15 protein-coding genes are annotated in these 22049 nt (G+C 50.6%); 10 read left to right on the top strand and 5 right to left on the bottom strand.

Annotated elements, in window-relative coordinates:
* The first annotated feature begins 22 nt into the window (after positions 1-22).
* The 3 genes from ACO0K4_RS00185 (at position 23) to ACO0K4_RS00175 (ending at position 9648) form a co-directional block, all read left to right on the top strand.
* Positions 23-613: a chemotaxis protein CheW gene (locus ACO0K4_RS00185; RefSeq protein WP_422954602.1), complete on the top strand. Its 591-nt coding sequence runs from the start codon at positions 23-25 to the stop codon at positions 611-613.
* Between the two features lie 59 nt (positions 614-672).
* Positions 673-3009: a methyl-accepting chemotaxis protein gene (locus ACO0K4_RS00180; protein WP_422954601.1), complete on the top strand. Its 2337-nt coding sequence runs from the start codon at positions 673-675 to the stop codon at positions 3007-3009.
* 93 nt (positions 3010-3102) lie between these two features.
* Positions 3103-9648, top strand: coding sequence for an Hpt domain-containing protein (locus tag ACO0K4_RS00175; protein ID WP_422954600.1), 6546 nt, complete (start codon positions 3103-3105; stop codon positions 9646-9648).
* Between the two features lie 64 nt (positions 9649-9712).
* Here ACO0K4_RS00175 and ACO0K4_RS00170 read toward each other — a convergent pair whose 3' ends face one another.
* Positions 9713-11212: a cryptochrome/photolyase family protein gene (locus ACO0K4_RS00170; RefSeq protein ID WP_422954599.1), complete on the bottom strand. Its 1500-nt coding sequence runs from the start codon at positions 11210-11212 to the stop codon at positions 9713-9715.
* Between the two features lie 199 nt (positions 11213-11411).
* On the opposite strand from ACO0K4_RS00170, the gene ACO0K4_RS00165 reads away from it, so the two are divergent.
* From ACO0K4_RS00165 to ACO0K4_RS00140, 6 genes are all read left to right on the top strand, one after another.
* Positions 11412-12110 (top strand): YqgE/AlgH family protein, encoded by a 699-nt coding sequence (locus ACO0K4_RS00165; RefSeq protein WP_422954598.1) that lies wholly within the window; start codon positions 11412-11414, stop codon positions 12108-12110.
* On the top strand, positions 12110-12514 hold the full coding sequence (ruvX, locus tag ACO0K4_RS00160; RefSeq protein ID WP_422954597.1) for a Holliday junction resolvase RuvX: 405 nt from the start codon (positions 12110-12112) through the stop codon (positions 12512-12514). The genes ACO0K4_RS00165 and ruvX overlap by 1 nt, the downstream gene beginning before the upstream one ends.
* A complete protein-coding gene (pyrR, locus tag ACO0K4_RS00155; RefSeq protein WP_422954596.1) occupies positions 12511-13023 on the top strand; it encodes a bifunctional pyr operon transcriptional regulator/uracil phosphoribosyltransferase PyrR in 513 nt (170 codons plus the stop codon). Before ruvX ends, pyrR begins: the two co-directional genes overlap by 4 nt.
* On the top strand, positions 13016-13975 hold the full coding sequence (locus tag ACO0K4_RS00150) for an aspartate carbamoyltransferase catalytic subunit (protein ID WP_422954595.1): 960 nt from the start codon (positions 13016-13018) through the stop codon (positions 13973-13975). The genes pyrR and ACO0K4_RS00150 overlap by 8 nt, the downstream gene beginning before the upstream one ends.
* A 132-nt stretch (positions 13976-14107) precedes the next feature.
* Entirely contained in the window at positions 14108-15391 is a 1284-nt protein-coding gene (locus ACO0K4_RS00145) for a dihydroorotase (RefSeq protein WP_422954594.1), read from the top strand.
* 230 nt (positions 15392-15621) lie between these two features.
* Positions 15622-16356 carry a lysophospholipid acyltransferase family protein gene (locus ACO0K4_RS00140; RefSeq protein WP_422954593.1) on the top strand — a complete coding sequence of 245 codons (735 nt, stop codon included), beginning with the start codon at positions 15622-15624 and terminating at the stop codon, positions 16354-16356.
* A gap of 61 nt (positions 16357-16417) precedes the next feature.
* Here ACO0K4_RS00140 and ACO0K4_RS00135 read toward each other — a convergent pair whose 3' ends face one another.
* The 4 genes from ACO0K4_RS00135 to ACO0K4_RS00120 all read right to left on the bottom strand — a co-directional run bounded on the left by ACO0K4_RS00135 (position 16418) and on the right by ACO0K4_RS00120 (position 21139).
* Positions 16418-17263 carry a symmetrical bis(5'-nucleosyl)-tetraphosphatase gene (locus ACO0K4_RS00135; RefSeq protein WP_422954592.1) on the bottom strand — a complete coding sequence of 282 codons (846 nt, stop codon included), beginning with the start codon at positions 17261-17263 and terminating at the stop codon, positions 16418-16420.
* Positions 17264-17283: 20 nt separating this feature from the next.
* Complete coding sequence (gene hemH / locus ACO0K4_RS00130; protein ID WP_422954591.1) at positions 17284-18390, bottom strand: ferrochelatase; 1107 nt, start codon at positions 18388-18390, stop codon at positions 17284-17286.
* Positions 18391-18486: 96 nt separating this feature from the next.
* On the bottom strand, positions 18487-20133 hold the full coding sequence (gene recN, locus ACO0K4_RS00125) for a DNA repair protein RecN (protein WP_422954590.1): 1647 nt from the start codon (positions 20131-20133) through the stop codon (positions 18487-18489).
* 112 nt (positions 20134-20245) lie between these two features.
* Entirely contained in the window at positions 20246-21139 is an 894-nt protein-coding gene (locus ACO0K4_RS00120; protein ID WP_422954589.1) for an NAD kinase, read from the bottom strand.
* 161 nt (positions 21140-21300) lie between these two features.
* On the opposite strand from ACO0K4_RS00120, the gene ACO0K4_RS00115 reads away from it, so the two are divergent.
* Positions 21301-21990, top strand: coding sequence for an HAD family hydrolase (locus tag ACO0K4_RS00115; protein WP_422954588.1), 690 nt, complete (start codon positions 21301-21303; stop codon positions 21988-21990).
* Positions 21991-22049 lie beyond the last annotated feature (59 nt).

The raw sequence follows: 22049 nt of genomic DNA, 5'->3' as shown, positions 1-22049 counted from the left end.
TCGATAACCTTTCCGGACCATTATGGACCAAACTTCTCGCGATAAACCAGCGACAAGCCTAGACAGAACCAGACCAGATGCTGGTCTGCGCCGTACCCGTTTGCGAGAATTTCAGGCGCAACTGGTTGAGCGTATGCAGGCGGCTCAAAGTGGCGCCCGCGTTAGCGCAAGTCAACTAGGCGTGATGATTGGGCAGGTAAGGTATTTGCTTGATTTGCAGGAGTCTGGTGAGATCGTCTCTGCCGGTTCCATGACTAAAGTGCCTCTGACCAAAGACTGGTATGTTGGCTTGTCAAATATACGGGGAAGCTTGACCAGTGTTGTCGACCTTGCTCGTTTTGAGGGGCGTGATGTGACTAATCTGGATCATAGCTGCCGTGTCGTTGCATTTGCTCCCAGCTTGGCATTTAACAGCGGCTTGCTCGTCACTCAGGTCTTGGGTTTGAGAAACGTAGCAGAAATGGAAGAGCAAGTGAATCCGGAAGGGGAGAGCCACCCCGACCAGAAACCTTGGATCGTTAAGAAATATCGTGATCGTGATGCAAACATCTGGACGCAGCTGAGTTTGGCTACGTTGGTGCAAGATCAGGATTTTTTACATATTGGTTTGTAATTCGTCAGTTGAATTATCAGAATGGCTGACAGCTTCTCAATCGTTTAGGAGACCTAGTAATGGCATTTAAACTACCGTCCTTGTCCAAGAAAAAACAAGACCAAGAGCTTGACTTAGCAGAATCAAGCGCCCGGGAGTTCAATAATGCTGCCGATTCGATTGAAGAGGCTAGTAACGTGAAGATGCTCCCGGAAGACGCACATGGCGAAACAAAGCCTGAGCCTGTAGAAGTCGTCGCAGAGCGCACGCATGTACCGCGTGCTGATGCGACTTTTATTGGTGATGCGCTGGAAAAAGGGGGGGATATCCGCCTCCCGCTGATCGGTCATTTGCCATTGCAAAGACAGATTCGCTTATTGCTGATTCTGATGGTGGGTTCATTGCTGGCGGTTGCTCTGTTCGTTTATTTGAACTCTGCCCAGTCAACGTTGATTTCTACTCAGGCGCAGATCGCCGGTGAAGTGCTGATGCACTCCCAGCGTATTGGTAAAGCGGCACCGAATGCGATTCAGGGTAATCCGGCAGCGTTTAAGCAGCTCGATGAAAGTCGTCGCGAGATCAATAGCGATCTGAACGTCCTGCTGAACGGTTTGTCCTACCAGGGGCGTGAACTGAAAAAGCCAGATTCTTCTGTTGAGCCTATCCTGGCTGATACTAAGAAGGCTTGGAATAACTCTGACAAAGCGTCCGACACAATTTTGAAATTGCGCAAAGAGTTGACGGGTTTTGGTCAGACATTGCAAAAATTGAATGGTATGTCTGGTGGTCTGTTGGAATTAACTGAACAAATTTCGACTTTAAAAGTGCAGGGTGGTGGTAATTCCCGTGAAATTTCAGCATCAGGTCAGCTGGTGATGTTGACTCAGCGTCTGGCACGTAGTGCGAATGAATTCCTGACCTCTGAAGGTGTTAATCCTGAAACGGCATTCTTGCTGGGTAAAGATACCAACACGTTCCGCGATCTGGTTGACGGCTTCCTGAACGGCAGTGATGTACTGCGCCTGACGCCGACGAAAGATGCGGCAACACGCGAGAAATTACTTGAACTGCAAAAAGCGTTTGCTGAGTACCAGACTTCCGTTTCCAGCATTCTCGGTAATCTGCAAAACTTTATTGCAGCGAAACAATCTGAACAGCTGGTGTTTAACGAAAACGAAGATTTGAAGCAAAAAATTACCAAACTTCAAAAAACTTACACTGCTCAGCAAGATACGATCAGTATTTCATTCTGGCTAATGTTGTTAAGCGCTGTACTGGCTTTGGTTTCAGCAGCAGGTATCGCTCTGGTTCTGTTGCAAGATAGTCGTAACCGCGCTAAAGAAGCGAATGAACGTCGTGTAGAGGCCGATGCGCAGATGTTGCAAGCGCAAAAGCAAGAAGAAGAAGCGAAAGCGGCGAACGATCAGAATCAGGCTGCGATTTTGCGTCTGATGAATGAATTGCAGGAAGTGGCGGATGGTGACTTGACGATTCAGGCAACGGTGTCGGAAGACATTACCGGCGCGATTGCCGACTCGGTTAACTACACGGTGGAAGAGTTGCGCGGGCTGGTAGGTCGTGTTACGTCAACGGCGGCACAGGTTACTTCTGCATCGAATCAGGCGCAAAGTATTTCTAACGATTTGCTGGAAGCATCACAACAGCAGTCTCGTGAAATCTCTGACGCGGGTCAGATTGTTGTGACCATGGCGCAGGATATTACCGACGTTTCCCGCTCCGCGAATGAATCAGCTGAGGTTGCGCGTCAATCGGTTGCTGCGGCAGAACAAGGTTCCCATGCGGTGGAAAACGCGATCAAAGGTATGAACGAGATTCGCGAACAAATCCAGGAAACATCTAAACGGATTAAACGTCTCGGTGAATCCTCTCAAGAGATTGGTGAGATCACTGAACTGATTTCTGATATTACCGAACAGACCAACGTGTTGGCGTTGAATGCGGCGATTCAGGCTGCGTCAGCAGGTGAAGCAGGTCGAGGCTTCTCCGTGGTTGCGGAAGAGGTTCAGCGACTTGCGGAACGTTCAGCTGAAGCGACCAAGCAGATTGGTGCGCTGGTTCGTACGATTCAAACAGATACCCACGATGCGGTTGCCGCGATGGAAAAATCTACCCAGGGTGTGGTTGAGGGGGCAAAGCTTTCCGATGCTGCGGGTACTGCGTTGTCGGAAATTCGTAGTGTTTCGAACCGTCTCGCGGAACTGATTCAAGGCATCTCTCTGGCTACCGAGCAGCAGGCAACTTCTGCTAACGGCGTTGCTCAGAATATTCAACATATTTTGACAATTACTGAGCAAACTCAGACCGGTACACAACAAACTGCGCATTCCATTAGTGAATTGTCGATGTTGGCTGAAGAACTTAGAAACTCCGTATCTCGTTTCCGGGTTGCGGCTTAATTTTCAGCTACTGGCTACGTGTTGTTCGTAGCCAGATCATAAATGCATGGCGATAAGCGAAGGTTTATCGCCCTTTGAGTTTGCGGGGTACGCATGACGTCTGATTTTTCAATTTCGCAAGAAACTCCCCAGGAGCAGTTTGATATTGGCCCTTTGTCTTGGGTGATGGGTGAAGTCCGCGAAGCAATTACCAGTGCTGGAAAATTATTGTCGGATGCTGTCGTGCAGGATGACGACAGCAAATCCACGATGCTATTGCATGCCAAAAGTTATTTGCACCAGGCACATGGTGCCTTGCAGATTGTGGATATTGATGGTGTATCGATTGTAACTGAGACCATCGAGGATTTGATCGAGCGCCTGCAATCGGGACAACTCGAAATGAGTCCGGCGCATATTGACGTCATCAATGACGCTTTCCACGCTATTTTGCGTTACCTCGAAGACTTGTTGTCTGGAAGCGCACATCAACCCGTGCGTTTATTCCCTTACTATCGTGCATTACTCGAATTAAAGGGTGCCGAGCGCATCCATCCTGCCGATTTGTTCTTCCCGTCTTTATCGGTTCAGGAGCAAATTCCTGAGTTGACTATCGCGCATCATGTCGCCGCTGTGAATTACACCAGCCTGAGGCAGCGTTTTGAAAAACTCTTGCTGACTGTTTTAACCAGCAAAGATAATGCACAGCAACTGCTTGCCGTAAAGGCGATGCATGATCTGATCGGTGAGATTGAGCATGCGCAGGTCACGCCGCAAGCGAAAGCTTTCTGGCTGGTGATGCGTGGATTTGCCGAGGCGGTTGCACAGGGTGCGATCGAAAATAAACAGTACGTAAAACAAATTTTCGGACGTATTAATTTGCAGATTCGTCGTTTGGTAGATGGCGTTTCCAGTATTCCTGAACGTCTGTTGCGGGATGCTCTGTTTTTTATTGCCCAGGTCGATCATCCCTCGGCTTTCGTCGCACAAATTCGTCGCGCATATCAGCTCGATAATCAGGTTCCGATTGATTACGATCAAAAGAACTACGGCAAGATTGCCGCCAATGTGTTGGCGACTGCCAAAGAGCAAGTAGGTAGTTTGAAAAATCTGTGGGGCAGAATTGCCAATGGCGATGCCAGCGTCTCAGATCGCTTTGCTCAAAAAATGAAAGACCTGGCTGAGAATGGTGCAAACCTGAACTCAGCTCCTCTGTCGAAATTGCTCCGTGAACTGAGTGGTATCGCACGTCATGCCGCTCATACACCGGAGAAGGGCAAGATCGGCATAGAGCTCGCAACAAGCTTATTGTTTGTAGAAAATGCACTTGACCACATCTCACGTTTGCCGGACCATTTTTCTGAACGTGCAGACGAAGTAACAGCACGTTTGTTGTCATTGGTTTCCGGTGATGAGCCGCCAACTCAAGCCGCCTGGATGGGGGAAATTTCACGTGAGGCGCAACAAAGGCAAACGATGTCAGTACTGGTGGCAGAAATGCAATCCAGTCTGCGTCAAGTTGAAAAAACTCTGGACGAGTACTTCCGTGATCCGGCTAGCGTCGATGTACTGTCACCTGTTGATCCGATTTTGCATCAGATTGGTGGCGCTCTGGCTATCTTGGACCAGGATGATGCCATGCTCGCTGTGGAACATGCCCGCAAAGTCATCGCAAATTTCTCTGAAGTTGCTGGTACTGAGCATGCGGAAAGCGCTCACCAGAATGTCGCCCAAAATATTGGTGCATTGACGTTCTTTATCGAGATTTTGCAATCGCAACCAGATACGGCGAAGAAAAAATTCAGTTTTGATGCAGACGCTGGATTGTTGCGCTCCAGATTGCTGGAGAAGAGTGTAGAGAAAGAATTGCTTCCTTCTTCACTCAATGAGTCTGCCGGAAATGTTGTTCAGGCACCGTTGTCCGAGGCGGTCGTTACCGCAGAACAAGAGCTGGTCAATCAGCAGCAGCAATCGTCAAAACTAGTTGCTTCCTTGATGGAAGCGCCGGAAAACCGTGAATTACAAGCACAGTTAAAAGATTCACTTGAGTCGGAGCGCTCGGTCGCCACCCTTCTTGATGATGCCGATGCGAGTACACGTGCTCGTGCGGCGATTGATTTACTGGGGCAAGCAGACTCGACTATTTCTCAAGACGCGCTCAACCATATCGTAGCGGCTACGACGCACGTTGTCAGCGAGCCTGCACCTAGTTATGTTCCTGAGTTGCCTGCCAATGATGATGCGATTGATGCTGAATTGTTGGAAATATTTTTGATGGAAGCAGATGAGGTTCTTGGCTTTGTCAGAGAAACTGTGCCGGCGTCAAGACGCGATCCGGGCAATCAAGAACATCTCACAAGTCTGCGTCGTTCATTCCATACTTTAAAAGGTAGTGGACGCATGGTTGGCCTGACAGTCTTTGGTGAGGCTGCATGGAGTATCGAACAGATCATGAATATGTGGCTGTCCGAGTCACGTGATGGTAACGAGCATTTGTACGGTTTGTTAGACCGGGCCGCAGACGAAATGTTTGCCTGGGTCGAGGATTTGAAGCATGTGGGATTCTCTGGACGCAATGGATTAGCCCTGATTGCCGCAGCAGAACGCATTAAAGCCGGTCAGGATTTCCAATATATAGAAACTGCAATAGCAGAAGTGGCACCTCCTGTAATTGAGCATGCTGTAGTCGACCCTGTTTTGGCTGAACCCGCTCATCCTTTGCTGGATAACGCCCACATTGATTCGCCTGTCTTGGTTGAGTTTGCTGCTGATGTAGGCACAGCAAGCTCTGCTCCAGAAGAAGCTGAGGTCGTCATTGAGGCGGTTGCCGCTTTCGATGCGGATGAAGAAGATCAGGTGAGTGACAGCGTTGATCATACAATTACTGTCTCTGATACTACTATTCCTGAGCCAACATCATTAAGTCCGGTTGATAGCCAGGAAATTACGGAAGTGCCTGCAATCGAAGCAAGTAATTTCATCGAACCTGTCTTATTGCCGGACCCAGCGCCAGTCCCTGAAGCACTCGTCATAACAGATAGTCTCGATATACCGGAAGCCTTATCGCCAGCGCCAGTTGCTCTTGATGTTGTAGCGGATACTGTCGTTGAATTGCCCCAGGATATTGCCGCGGTGCTTGAGACTAAGGCACATTCGGACGCTGTTGATCACCATGAGACTTTGCCAGAGGTGACCCCGATAGCACCTGAATCATTGGCGAACTTGGTTGAGGAAGCGGCAGCAACTGCACAGATCATTGAGTTTCCAGATTTATCCAAGCCTTCCGAAACGCAGGATGACAACGTAAAACGTATCGGCGACATCGAAATCAGTTTGCCTTTGCACACGATTTACATGGCAGAAACGGATGAAATTGTCCGCTACCTGTCACAGGATTTTGCTGAGTGGCGTCACGAGCCACATCGCAACGTATCTAAACACGCGGTACATGCAGCGCATTCTTTAGCTGGCAGCTCTGCTACGGTAGGCTTGAAGTCAGTTCAAGAGCTGGCACACAGTCTGGAAATGGTTCTTCAGCGTTTAGAACGTCATCCTGTGGTATTGGACAATACAGAGTTTGACACTCTGGATCACGCAGTTGAAACCGTGAAGCAGATGTTAAAAAAATTCGGTTTGTCTGAGCTTGCAGAGCATGCATTGACCGAAGTTCGTCAGCTGGATAAACTATTGCTTGCTGTCATAGCGCGTTCGGATGTCGGTGCAGACGACGAGTTCATTACCTCTACAAACGAAAAACTCGATATCAACGATTTAGCTGAATTGGATATCGCCGGAGACGTTCTCGAAACTGAATTGGTACAAGATCCAGCTTCAGATGTTAAGTTAGATAAACCAGAAGATAGTTTGTTGGATCTGGAGACGCAACGCGCGATTGCTGCAGATTTGCTTGAACATCCGGATGTTGCAACTAATGCCTCTGATGTAACTGCAGATGCCTTGCTTGAGCCGGAACTACTTGCGCCTGCGGCAGAGGTGGCATCTGAGCCTGAGGTGCTTGTCGAGTCAGTTTCTGATGAGCCAGCCATTGAGCCGCTAGTTCTGCCTGAACCAGAATCAGTAGTCAGTGTAGATGCTGCAATACCAGAGCTAGTTGCAGAGCCTGTGATTGCGCCACTAGTGTCACAGCACCAGGAAGTTGCAGCGGACACTACATTTGATGCAGCGTCATTGACATCAGACCCAGATTTGCGCATCAAAGATGATCTGGATCTGGATCTTTTGCCGGTGTTTATCGAAGAAGGTCACGATTTGCTGCCTATGGTAGGGCAATTATTGCGCTCGTGGCAGCAACAACCGGAAGAAACGGCCATTCCTCAATCCATCTTGCGTCTGATGCACACCATTAAAGGTAGTGCCCGGATGGCGGGTGCGATGGAGTTGGGGCAGCACACCCATGATATGGAAACGCGCGTAGAGAATCTCATGCACGCCGGTGGCGGAGCAGCGCGTCAGCCATTGATGGATGATCTGGTCATGCGTCACGACTACAGCATGCAACTGTTTGATCGCCTGCAGAATCCGCAGGCACAAGTAGTCGCGCCTGTTGCAGCAGAAGCGCTGACAGCAGCACAAGAACTAGATCAATTCCAGGAAACACTGAGTCAGGATGCAGCAGCTGCGACCAGTCCGGCTGATACCGTGTCAGCTCCGAAAGAATTGGTCAGCCTCGCACCTGTAGTACCTTTAAAGACATCGAACGCCGTCAGCAATTTTGTGCCTGGCCGCGCGGCAGTTACGGCCCCAGCCGCACCTGCAGGTCCTGTGCCATTGGTGCGTGTCCGTGCAGATATTCTTGATCGCCTCGTCAATCAGGCTGGTGAAGTTTCCATTTCACGTTCCAAGTTAGAAAATGAGGTAGGTACATTACGTACCTCATTGACTGAATTGACCGAAAACGTGAACCGTCTGCGTGCGCAATTGCGTGAAGTCGAGATTCAGGCAGAAACCCAAATCACTTCGCGCATGGCGATGTCTGGCGATCGCGAGTTCGATCCTTTGGAATTTGACCGCTTTACCCGTCTGCAGGAATTGACGCGCATGATGGCTGAGAGCGTCAGCGACGTGGCCACGGTGCAGACCAACCTGACGCGTACGATTGATGGCGCATCGAACGATTTGCATACGCAAGCACGTCTCACCCGCGAATTGCAACAGGATCTGATGCGTGTCCGTATGATTCCGTTTGCGAGTATTGCCGAGCGTTTGTATCGGGTAACCCGCCAGACGTCGAAAGAAGTCGACAAACGTGTCAATCTCGATATCCGTGGAACATCGGTCGAAATTGACCGTAGCGTTCTCGAAAAAATGATCGGCCCGTTCGAACATTTATTGCGTAATGCGATTGTTCACGGCATCGAAACACGTGATGCACGTCGTGCCAGCGGCAAAGAAGAAATCGGTGAACTCTTAGTTGAAATTCGTCAGGAAGGTAATGAAGTTGTGATCCACTTCAGCGATGACGGACAAGGTTTGAACTTGTCACGTATTCGCGAAAAAGCCAAAACAGTCGGCTTGATTGGTTACGACGAAAATGCCAGCGATGCCGACGCCGTCAATATGATTTTTGAACCGGGTTTCTCTACTGCCAGCGAAGTCACAGAGTTGGCAGGTCGTGGTGTTGGTATGGACGTGGTGCGCTCTGAGGCTGCGTCTTTGGGTGGTCGTGTTGCGGTGAGTTCAGTCGAAGGTAAGGGTGCGCATTTCACCATTCACTTGCCGCTGACTCTCGCTGTAACGCAAGTGGTGATCTTGAAATCCGGTGGAAAAACTTTTGCAGTGCCGTCCGTTCTTGTTGAGCAAGTACAGCAATTGAAATCTGCAATGCTGGCTACTGCTTACAACGACGGTGCGATTATGTGGCAAGGCGTCCGCGTTGCGATGCATTACCTATCATCGATGTTAGGTGAGCATGAGGTAGCGCCGATTGCGCAGCAATATTCACCGATTCTAATCATGAAGAGCGGTACTGAACGTGTTGCAATTCACGTCGATGATATCGTCGGTAACCGTGAGGTCGTTGTTAAAAATATCGGCCCGCAGTTAGCGCGTATGATCGGTGTCGCCGGTGCTACCGTGCTCGGTTCAGGTGAAATCGTGTTGATTCTGAATCCTGTGCCTTTGGCGCACAGAATGGAACATGAACATGCCCGTCATCCTACTCAGCAAGCAACTCAGGATAATCCTGAAATGGGTGCGGTAGCGAACCTCAGTGCCGGTACAGCGCATGCAGAAGTCGCGCCAGTCCAGGGCTTACGTACCCAGCATACGATTATGGTGGTTGATGATTCATTGACGGTACGTCGCGTCACTCAGCGTTTGCTGACACGTGAGGGATATCAGGTGGTACTGGCCAAAGACGGTATTGACGCATTGGAGCAATTGCAATCAGTCACGCCGGATGTCATGCTGGTTGACATCGAAATGCCACGTATGGATGGTTTCGATCTGACCCGTAACGTTCGCAGTGATGCGCGTACAAGTCACATTCCTATCATCATGATTACTTCGCGTACAGCGGACAAGCATCGTAACTATGCGCAGGAGCTGGGAGTGAACGAATACTTCGGTAAGCCCTATCGTGAAGATGATTTGCTCGGAGCGATTACACGTTTTGTAAGTAAAGAAGCGGTTGTCGTATAAATAAACCGTGCCGGATGTCTTCTAGAGATCATCCTCCAGATGTAAATTTAAAAATGCACCTTGCTCAAGGTGCATTTTTTTCGTCTGGCTTTTTCACCACAGCATAGCGAGCCAAGGTCGCTTTGCGTGCCAGATCATGTTCGACGACGGGAAGCGGATAGTCTTTCCCTAAAGTGAGTCCAGCCGATTGCAATGCATCCGTACTATGTAGCCATGGCGCATGAATTTGTTTGTTCGTGAGTTTACCGAGTTGCGGTAAATACCGGCGGATAAATTTACCTTCTGCATCAAACTTTTCAGATTGCGTGACCGGATTAAAAATCCTGAAGTAGGGCTGCGCATCACAGCCTGACGAGGATGCCCATTGCCAGCCTCCATTGTTTGCAGACAAGTCAAAGTCATTCAAATGCTGGGCAAAATAACGCTCACCCCAGCGCCAGTCGATACCCAGATCTTTAATCAGAAAGCACGCCGCGACCATGCGCAGGCGATTATGCATATATCCAGTCTGATTCAATTGTGTCATTGCCGCATCGACCAGAGGATAGCCCGTACGGGCCTCACACCAGGCCGCAAACAGGTTTTTTGCCTGCTCACCCTGTTCCCATTGGATCGCATCGTAGTCTTTCTTAAATGAGCGCTCCACAACATGAGGGTGATGATGCAGGATCTGAAAATAAAAATCGCGCCAGATCAGTTCTGCCAGCCAGACTTGCGCTCCGCCAAGATCGGCAGCGGTGCGCATGCACGTCATTGCTTCTCGCACCAGATGCCTCACCGATACGGTACCAAAGCGCAGATGTACCGATAGATAGGAAGGGCCTTTTACCGAGGGATAATCTCTTGCCTGACCGTAGCGCTGTATCCGTTGTAAAAAATCATCGAGTAATGCCGCGCCGCCGGACATGCCGGCTGCTACGTTCATCTGTGATTCAGGAGAGTCCCTAAACCCCATCTCCGTCAGGCTAGGAATAGTGGTCAGTGCAGGAGGCAAATCGGCTACAAAACGGTTTGTGTAAATATCAACGGGATAGGGTTTGCTAAAAAAATCGCTTCCCTCGGCATAAAATTTCTTCAGCCAGGCATTTTTATAAGGCGTGAATACAGAAAAAGGAGTTCCTGCCAGCGACAAGACTTCATCTTTCTCAAAAATTACCTGATCCTTACGCGTATGCATTACGCAGTCAAAGCTCTGCAGCCGCTGCTTGACAAGAGCGTCACGCCTGATCGCCTGAGGCTCGTAATCATGGTTGGCAAATACCGCGTTGATGTTGAGTTCTGCTGCTAACGCCGGAATTTCCTCCTCGGCAATACCGTAACGCACGACGAGCTTTCCGCCCAGCTTCGCCAGTTCCTGTGCCAGTTCCTTGATGCTTTCATGAATAAACCAGACACGCCTGTCATGAGGAGATAAATCCTGCAAGATGCTCTTGTCAAAAACAAAGACGCAATACACCGCCTTGCTGTGTTTAAGGGCTGCATACAGGGCAGCATGGTCAAAGCAGCGCAGATCGCGCCGGAACCAGACCAGAGAGCGTTCGACAGTTAATTGAGAAGTGGTCATCGTAGTATGAAAAATTGTGATTCGTTATGTTGAGATACCGTTGATTGTCATAGCGCGTGATCAGGTCGCCTCATCATCCGCCTGATACCCGGGTAGGCTCTATAAAAGATGCCCAAAAGCAGAAAAATGCCGCAATATCCAAACTCTTAGCGCGAGCACAGACATCGAAAAAACAGCCCAAAAATGTTAAAATGACCGAATGGCGAAGTTAATCAAAAATCCCCACTCTGACTTATCGGCAGAATTCGTACAGCAAGAGCAAAATGCTCATGTTGACGCTGCTGCTGACACATCTTCCGGCACATCCGGCGAAGCATCTCAGTCCGGTGCCACTTTAAATCTCACCAATCATTTCTTGATTGCAATGCCGTCAATGCAGGATCCGATTTTTGGTGGCACGGTGATTTATCTCTGTGAGCACAATCAGCGTGGTGCGATGGGACTAGTCATTAATAAGCCGACTGACATGACGCTAGCGGGTTTATTTGATCGTATCGATTTAAAACTTGAAATTATTCCTGATTCTCACCCTATGCGCCAGCAGCCTGTGATGTTTGGCGGACCGGTGCAAGATGATCGTGGCTTCGTTTTACATGCGCCTGCCGGCAAGTTTTCATCCTCACTCAGAGTTACGGATCAGATCGCTTTCACTACGTCGCGCGATGTTTTAGAAGCGGTTGCATCGGGCGATGGTCCTGCACAAGCCCTGGTCAGTATCGGTTATGCAGGCTGGAGTGCGGGTCAACTTGAGCAGGAAATAGGCGCCAACGGATGGCTGACTGTTGCCGCTGACGCTAGGATTATGTTCGAGTTGCCGATTGAAGATCGCTTTACTGCCGCGATTAAATTACTCGGTATTGATCCGATGATGCTCGCTGCCGATGCAGGGCACGCCTGATGAATGCTGTCGCCAATGTATCTGGCACCATCCTGGCATTTGATTTCGGACTAAAACGTATTGGAGTCGCAGTCGGTAATACCTTGCTGCGACAAGCTCAGGCTTTAAAAATTATCAGTGCCGCCACCAACGATGGCAAATTTAGTGAAATCACACAACTGATCAAAGACTGGCAACCCGTACTCTGCGTCGTAGGCTTACCCATGCATCCTGATGGCGCAGAGCATGAAATGACGGTACGTTGCACCCGATTTGCCAACCAGCTGCATGGTCGCTTTGCTGTACCGACGATCTTAGTCGATGAACGTTACTCCTCCGCTGTGCTGAGCGCCAAACGCGGCGAACATATCGATGCACAGGCAGCCGCCCTTATTCTGCAACAATATTTTGATCAGACTCCATGACCTCTTCTACGCAATTACCCGATGCGGAAACGCTCTACCAGCAATTGCTGGCACAAATTAAAGCGCGTGTTGCCACCGATGAGCATCTCGCTATCGTTGGTATTTACTCTGGCGGCGCCTGGCTGGCAGAGCGCCTGGTCAGCGATCTCGGCTTGAAGGGCAAGCCCGGCTTTATCGACGTTTCATTTTACCGCGATGACTATGCGGCTAAAGGCTTGCATGCTGAAGTGAAGCCTAGTCAGATTCCGTTCGATGTCGATGGTGCCAGTATTATTCTGGTCGATGACGTGCTTTACACGGGACGCACAACACGCGCCGCAATTAATGAATTATTTGACTATGGCCGTCCCGCAAAAATCATGCTGGCGGCTCTGGTTGACAGAGGCGGGCGCGAGTTGCCGATTGCGGCAGATTTCGTCGCCCATACTGCCGAATTTGAAAAAAACTGCTCCGTCAATCTGCAACGCGCAGACGGTGGTCAACTTAGCTTCTCGATAGATCATGCATAATCCTCAGCTCAATAAAAACGGCGAACTCCAGCATCTGCTGACTATCGATGGTTTACCAAAATCCATCGTCAATCACATTCTGGATACGGCCTCTTCCTTCGTCAGCGTGAGTGATCGCGAAGTCAAAAAAGTCCCGTTGATGCGTGGTAAAAGCGTGTTCAATTTGTTTTTTGAAAACTCGACACGTACCCGCACCACGTTTGAGATTGCCTCCAAGCGTTTATCTGCCGATGTCATTAATCTGAACATTGCCGCGTCAAGTGCGAGTAAAGGCGAATCACTGCTCGATACCATCGACAACCTGGCGGCGATGCATGCCGATATGTTCGTGGTGCGTCATGCGACTTCGGGTGCCCCTTTCCTGATCGCCAAGCATCTGAACGACACCAGACAAAATCATGTTCACGTAGTCAACGCTGGTGATGGGCGTCATGCCCACCCGACTCAGGGTTTGCTGGACATGTACACCATCCGTCATTACAAAAAAGATTTTACCAATCTCACGGTGGCGATTGTCGGCGATGTCTTGCACAGTCGCGTTGCACGCTCGGATATTCATGCACTGACGACGCTCGGTGTGCCAGAGGTACGTGTGATCGGGCCGCGCACCTTGTTGCCGGGTGGTCTGGAGCAAATGGGTGTGCGCGTCTTCAACAACATGGACGAAGGTCTCAAAGGTGTGGATGTCATCATCATGCTGCGCTTACAGAATGAGCGTATGAGCGGTGCCTTGCTTCCTTCGGCACAAGAATATTTTAAAAGTTATGGACTGACGCCAGAGCGTCTGGCACTGGCAAAGCCTGATGCGATTGTTATGCATCCCGGACCGATGAATCGCGGGGTTGAGATTGATTCCGCTGTAGCCGATGGGCCGCAAGCAGTGATCTTGCCGCAGGTGACATTCGGTATTGCTGTGCGCATGGCGGTCATGAGTATCGTTGCAGGCAATTAGCCATTCTGCTGACAACACAGGCGAACACCGCGACTATCTCGGGCGTGGCACGCAACATGGCCTTAGCGAGCTTGGGATACCAAACAAAAAAGAACACGCAAAAAATAAGCAAAAACACGTGAAAGAACAAGCATGAAAATACATATCAAAAACGGTCGTCTGATCGATCCTGCGAATCAGGTCGATGCAGTGCAAGATGTATTTATCGCCGCTGGCAAGATTGTGGCGGTTGGGCAGGCGCCTGCCGATTTCGTTGCGAATAAAACGATTGATGCGACGGGATTGGTCGTAGCACCTGGCCTGGTCGATCTGAGTGCCCGCCTGCGTGAGCCGGGATTCGAGTACAAAGCCACGCTGGAGTCTGAGTTGCAGGCCGCCATGCGTGGCGGCGTCACGAGTCTGGTCTGTCCGCCCGATACCGACCCTGTTCTGGATGAATCCGGTCTGGTCGAGATGCTCAAGCAGCGCGCCAGGGTTCAGAATAAAGCCCATGTTTATCCACTGGGAGCTCTGACCATTGGTTTGAAAGGCGAAGCACTGACAGAAATGGCCGCACTGACTGATGCCGGCTGCATCGGTTTTTCGCAAGCTGAAGTCACGATTGCCGATACCAATGTATTGCAGCGTGCCTTGCAATATGCCAGCACATTTGGCTACACCGTCTGGCTGCGTCCGCAAGATGCCTTCATCGGTAAAGGCGGCGTAGCGCATAGCGGGCCTCTCGCATCACGCCTCGGTCTGGCTGGGGTGCCGGTGATGTCGGAGACGATCGCTCTGCATACCTTGTTTGAACTCATGCGGGCGACCGGTGCCAAAGTGCATCTGTGCCGCATTTCGTCCGCTGTGGGCCTGGAATTGATACGGCAGGCGAAGAAAGAGGAGCTGTTACTGACCTGTGACGTCGGCGCACATCATGTGCATCTGACCGATGCGGATATCGGGTACTTCGATTCGAATGCCCGTCTGACACCGCCATTACGCACTCAGCGTGATCGTGATGCGATTCGTCAGGCTTTGCTGGATGGCACGATTGACGCCATTTGCTCTGACCATACTCCGGTTGATGATGATGAAAAACTATTGCCGTTCGCCGAAGCATCACCTGGTGCAACAGGACTGGAGTTGCTGCTCTCGCTGTCATTGAAATGGGTAGAAGAGAGCCGTGGCGATGTGTCTTTATCGCAGATGCTGTCCACCATTACGCATACGGCGGCGAAAGTTGCCGGCCTGAGTTGTGGTCAGCTGGCTGTCGGATCTGTGGCCGACGTCTGTCTGTTTGACCCCGCGACACGCTGGACAGTCGATGCCAAAGTGCTGGCGAGCCAGGGCAAGCATACGCCTTTCCTTGGCTATGAATTGCCCGGCGTCGTGAAAACAACGATTGTCTCTGGGCATATCGCGTTTGATGTGTCTTAGGTGAGTCTAAGTTCAAACTCAGTTGAGATTCGCTTGAAATTCAATTGAGATTTTTGAGTTTCAGGTCCGATGATGTCCATGAACCGATGTCGCTTAAAAGCTGCATGTAACGCAAAAATATGCCGCAGTATCAATAAATAGGGGAGTATCGGCATAAAATGCCTTGATTGCGCAGATTATATCTACGCTATTAAAAATACTCCCACTCAGTATATAAAAACAGGATAGGCATGATAGCTTGGCGTTTCGCACGGGTGGTGATCCATTTATTCGCTGGATTATTGACCTGTGCTGTGGTGTTTCCTTTTACATCGGTACAGACGCACGAACGCCTGGTGCGTCGCTGGTCGCAAAAATTACTCGCGATTTGTACTGTCACAGTAGTGTTCAAAGACCTGAGTGATGGTGCCGTCGCAGAGCGGGCGATGATCGTGTCGAATCATGTTTCCTGGCTCGATATTTTCGTCATTAACACCCTGCATCCCTGCCATTTTGTCGCCAAGTCCGATATTCGCGACTGGCCTTTGCTCGGCTGGTTATGCGAAAAAGCCGGTACGATTTTTCTCAAGCGCGGCAGACAGCGCGACGTGCGCCGTATCTACGAAGGTCTGGTGCATCAGATCGTAGCTGGCAAGCGCATCGCGTTTTTCCCCGAAGGCACGACTGCCGCACAAGGTAATGTATTGCCGTTTCATGCAAACTTATTTGAAGCCGCAATAGAAGCGCATGTCCCGGTACAGCCGCTGGTTGTGCGCTATGTGGATGCGCAGGGGCGCCCGCATGCCGCAGCCGATTTTATCGGTGACATGACGTTTGTCGAAAGTATGCATGCGATTTTACGAGCACCTAAAATGACGGCTGAGCTCGTCAGATTGCCGTCGATTTCTACCGAAGGCGCACACCGCCGGGAAGTTGCTCTGGTTGCGCGGGTGGCTGTGATGACGCAGCTCGGTATTGCGGAATAAGTTCACAGAATAAACTCGCCAGATAAATCGCGGTGTCAAAGCAAAATGTCAGAGCAAAAACCTAACCAGGTTTTTGCTGCTGCGGGCAATCGATTTGTACGACGGCTCTGTTTTTTAAAGATACGGCGGTTAATTTTCCACCCCACACACAGCCGGTATCGAGGCTGATCAGATTGGGACGCAGGACCAGTCCCATGGTTGACCAGTGACCAAAGACCAGCGTGTAGTCTTCACTCGCTCTCGGCAGGTCAAACCATGGCGCGTATCCCGCTGGTGCCGTTCCGACGCCATCTTTGCTCGCAAAATCCATGATGCCGTCACTACTGCAAAAGCGCATGCGTGTCAGCGCATTGATGATGCAGCGATAGCGGTCCGCACCTTGTAAATGATCATCCCACTGGTTCGGTGTATTGCCATACATCTGGCGTAACAAACTGATCCAGTCCTTGCTTTGCAATTGGGTCGTAAGCTCTTGCGCCAGTGACAGAGTTTGCTGTACCGACCATTGCGGGAAAACACCGGCGTGTATCAGCAAATGATCGTCACGGCAGATCGCCAGTGGGCGATGACGCAGCCAGTCAAGTAAGTCGTCACGATCAGGCGCCTGCAGAATGTCGTCCAGCGTATCGCTGCGATGAGCGGGACGTATGCCATTGGCAACCGCCAGCAAATGCAGATCGTGATTACCCAGCACACTGTCGGCACGGCCTTGCTCATGTAGCTGCTTCACAAGACGCAGCGTTGCCAGCGATTGCGGCCCGCGATTGACAAGGTCGCCTGCAAATAACAACTGCGCTTGCGGAGACTGTTGTTCTATCTTAGTGAGCAGTTGCTGTAGCTGCTCACAGCAACCTTGAATGTCGCCGATGAAGTAGGTATCAACATGGGCTGATGACGCTGCGTGCATAATCTATCCGGTTATCTGACTCAGTGATCTGCACCAAGACGCTTGGATTCTGAGCGACTGATCAAGGCATCTTGTTTTTGCTTATCTCGCATACTGACAGTCATCATCGTCGGCCAGCCAATCAGATGTTGCTCAGTAATTTCAGCAAGTGCGCGCAACCACTCCGGTGATTCATTGAGGCAGGGAATGTAACTAAATTCTTTGCCGCCTGCGTGCAAGAATTCATCGCGTACTTCCATCGCGATTTCTTCCAGCGTTTCAAGACAGTCGGCGATAAAGCCAGGGCATACTACGTCGATCCGTTTGATGCCTTGTTGCGCCAGGGCTTTTACCGTGGGTGCGGTATAGGGTTGCAGCCATTCGGCACGCCCGAGTCGCGACTGGAAGGTGACAACGTACTGATCTTTGCTAAGGCCAAGTTGCTCTGCCAGCAGGCGCGCTGTTTTGTAGCATTCGCAATGGTAAGGGTCGCCGCGCATTAAAAATGCCTTTGGCAAGCCATGAAAACTCATGACAAGTTTTTCGGGACGTCCGTTATTTTGCCAGTGGTTCATGATCGACAAACGCAGAGCGCGGATATACGCATCATGGTCATGGTAACTGCGCACCAGGCGTAGTTCTGGCATGTTGCGGGTACGCTGATAATGGCTGAAGACGGCATCGGCGTTAGAACCTGTTGTGGTCGCTGAGTATTGCGGATAGGCAGGCAAAATCAAAATCCGTTCGCAGCCTTCTTCCTTCAGTTTTTGCAGCACCGTCGGAATATTGGGCGAGCCATAGCGCATGGCATATGCAACCTGTACTTCATGTCCGCGCTCACCCAGATAGCCTTTGAGCAAGATAGCTTGTTTTTCAGTATGAACTTTCAACGGAGAGCCGTCCTTGCTCCAGATCGTGGCATATTTTTTCGCTGACTGACTTGAACGAAATGGCAGGATGATCAGGTTTAAGATACACCACCAGATCAGGCGGGGTACTTCGACTACCCGCGAATCCCATAAAAATTCTTTCAGGTAGCGCCGGACCGCCGAGGTTGTCGGCGCATCGGGTGTGCCGAGGTTGATCAGGACGACGCCGGTTTTGGTGGCTTTGCCGTGCGTATAGTCAGGTTCTTTCAGAAAGCGCATAGGTAGTTTAGTGGCCTTGTTAGTGTTATCGATTAATGTGTTATTTGCATTGCTCGCAGTTGAACTGAGCTGGTCATTGTCTGAGGATACGCTGGTTCAGGATGCCAGCAATTCTCTGGCATGTTTGCGCGTGGTGGCAGTGATTTCAATACCGCCCAACATACGGGCAATTTCTTCTACTCGTTGCTTGGAGTCGAGCCTGTCAATTTGCGATTGAGTCTTGCCATTGCTGCTGTCTTTGCTCACCTGAAAATGCTGATTTGCCTGACTCGCCACTTGCGGTAAATGTGTTACGCACAGCACCTGACGGTCTTGTCCCAAACGTTTAAGCAGGCGTCCTACGACTTCGGCAACGCCGCCTCCGATGCCGCTATCAACTTCGTCAAAGATCAGCGTCGGGGTCGCCGTCGCACACGAGGTAATCACCGAAATCGCTAGCGAGATGCGGGCGAGTTCACCCCCTGATGCCACTTTGGCGAGAGAGCGTGGTTGCACCCCGGCGTGACCTGCCACCTGAAATTCGACCTGCTCCAGCCCGTGACTAGCGGCTTCGCAAGGATGCAGGGCAATCGCAAAACTACCGCCACTCATACTCAGATCCTGCATGGCGGTGGTGACTGCCGCAGCTAATTCTTTCGCTACTTTATGACGCGCTTTGGATAGTTTTTGTGCGACCTGTTCATAAGCGGCATAGGCATTTTTCTCTTGTGTTTTGAGCGCATCGATATCGGAGGCATCGGCTAACTGCTGTAATTGCTCAGAGAGAATCGCCAGCTCCAGATGCAGCGATTCTGGTGCAACATGGAAGCGTCGCGCCGTGGCGTGCATGATTTCCAGGCGCGCTTCAACGGTACGTAAGCGAGCCGGATCCAGCTCAATACGGTTCAGGTAGTCATTCAATGTGTAGCTGGTTTCCTGCAAATTTATGCGGGCAGAATCGAGCGCATCGACCACTGGTTGCAGCGCTACATCGTATTCCACCAGTTTTGATAAACGCTGATGCAGAGAAGAGAGTTGCGACAGCATCGGATGATCGGCTTCTGAAATCAGATCGGCAGCTTCCTGCGCACCTTCAAGCAAGCTGGCGGCATGCGCCAGACGGCTATGCTCGTGAGTGATGCTCTCCCATTCACCGGCTTGAATTTGTAATTTGTCGAGTTCTTTCACCTGCCATTCCAGGCGTTCGCGCTCCAGCATTACATTTTTTGAATCGCGCTCAAACTCTTCTCTTTGCTTGACCAGATTGCGCCAGACTTTGAATAATTTGCCGGCTTCTTGTGCCTGAGTTTGCAAACCACCCTGCATATCGAGCAGTGCCCGTTGTGCTTCTGATTTTAATAAAGACTGATGGGCATGCTGACCGTGGATATCAACCAACAATTCACCAAGTTCACGCAACTGACCTGCTGTTGCCGGGATGCCGTTGATGTAGGCTTTTGAGCGGCCGGCATTATCAATCACACGACGCAACATCAGTTCATGGTCGTCATTAGCAAAATCGTTTTCGTTTAGCCAGGCGGTCGTGTTTTCATCGACGGAGAATTCTGCGCAGATGTCGGCGCGTGCCGCACCCTCGCGTACCATGCTGGCATCACCGCGCCCTCCGAGGCTCAGACTCAGGGCATCAATCAGAATGGATTTACCTGCGCCGGTCTCGCCAGTAAAGACGGTGAAGCCCGCAGAAAATTCAAGTTCTATCGCATCGACGATAACAAAATCACGGATAGCAAGCGTGCGCAACATAAGTGGTTACAGGGATAAGAAATTGAGGGAAACTGGAATCGTCACACGGGAAAAGGTGTGTCATCATGCTCGCCGCACCTGTCATTCAGGTGCGGCGAGACATCATTCTATTTTAACGTAAAGCCCCTTCGACGGAGGGGTATTCATTCCAGTGCAGTTTTTCACGCAGCGTGTCATAGTAGTTCCAGCCACGGGGGTGTAAGAACGTGATCGTATGGGCGGAGCGCTGTATCATAATTTTGTCCTGATACATCAGGCTGGCGAACGATTGCATATCAAAATTCACGCTGATATCGCGTCCTGCGACGATCTCAATCACGATTTCACTGGAGTCAGGTAAGACGATAGGGCGGTTAGACAGGGCATGTGGCGCGATCGGCACCATCACGATGCCGCTCAGGCTAGGATGTAGCAAAGGACCACCAGCGGACAGCGCATATGCCGTGGATCCGGTTGGCGTAGAGACAATCAGGCCATCCGAGCGCTGGTTGTACATGAAGTGACGATCAACGTCGACCCGCAATTCCACCATGCCTGAACCGGCACCTCTCGACACCACAATGTCATTGAATGCTGTGCCGCTAAAAATCTGATTACCCTCGCGTACCACGATTCCTTGTAACAGGCTGCGCCGCTCGGATTCATATTTGCCCTCCAGCATTTCTGTAATCACGGGAAACATCCGGTCCATGGGAATATCGGTAATAAAGCCGAGCCGCCCCTGGTTAATACCGATCAGCGGCACATTGTAAGGAGCCAGTTGTCGTGCAATACCTAGCATGGTGCCATCGCCGCCGAGCACGATGGCAGCATTGGCAAATTTGCCGATTTCCGCGACATTCATAACGGTATAAGTATCTAGCAGAATGTTCTGCGCAGTCTCTTCTTCAAAGACAACGGTATGCCCGGCCTCGTTCAGAAAGTCGGCAAGCTCAGCCAACGATTCGGTTATACCTGCGGCATTATATTTGCCAACGAGTGCAATGGTTTTAGCCGAAGAAGTCATAAAGGTCAGATTTGTTAGCTAGGGTACGAGGCATACGATGAAACATACGGTCAAACAGATGATGAGGCATGCGAGATGACTCAGATTAGACCATAATTGCATCTGATTTGGATATTCCAAATGCGGTGACGTAGCAGGAAATACGGAAAAAGTGAGCAAAGATGCAGATCCAGGCAGTTCTATTTGATTTAGATGACACCTTGTGGCCGGTCGCCCCTGTTATTCAATACGCCGAAGCGACCCTGTATCAGTGGATGATGTTCAATACACCAGAGGTTGCCAGGCACTACTCAATTGAGCGGATGCGTACTTATCGTGAAAAGCTGGTCAAAACCAATCCACGTTTTCAATACGATCTCTGGTCGCTGCGCCATGCATTGCTGTCGACCTTGTTTAAAGAATATAAAGTTGATGTGAGCAAGGCGGATGAGGCAATGGCGGTCTTCGCCGATGCCAGAAATAAGGTCAGTCTGTACGACGACGTGCTGCCGGGTTTGCAGGCGCTGGGTTCGAGGGTGAGCCTGGGCTCTGTATCGAACGGATTTGCCGACCTGAATGAAATCGGACTGGCAGCACATTTTAAAGTTTCTCTCGCGGCACATCGCTTCGGCTGCGCCAAACCAGATCCGCGTATTTTTACCGCAGCCTGCCATGCACTCGATCTCAAGCCAGAGCAGGTCATGTATGTCGGCGACGATCTATTGTTAGACGTGGAAGGCGCCCAAAAAGTGGGTATGTATGGCGTCTGGATGAACCGTCATCAACTAGAACAAGATAAGCCACACCATGCGCATATCAGACCAGATGCCGTGGTCAGCAGTTTGCATGATGTGCTTGCGCTGGTTGAATGAGCTGCATCAAAAAAGTTAGATAACCTGCTGGTTCACTCGTTTTGATAGAACCTCCACAC

This window comes from Undibacterium sp. RuTC16W (genome assembly GCF_049339445.1).
Lineage (GTDB): Bacteria > Pseudomonadota > Gammaproteobacteria > Burkholderiales > Burkholderiaceae_D > Undibacterium.
Note: the sequence above shows the minus strand (reverse complement) of the source record. Positions and strands in the feature narration are given on the sequence as shown.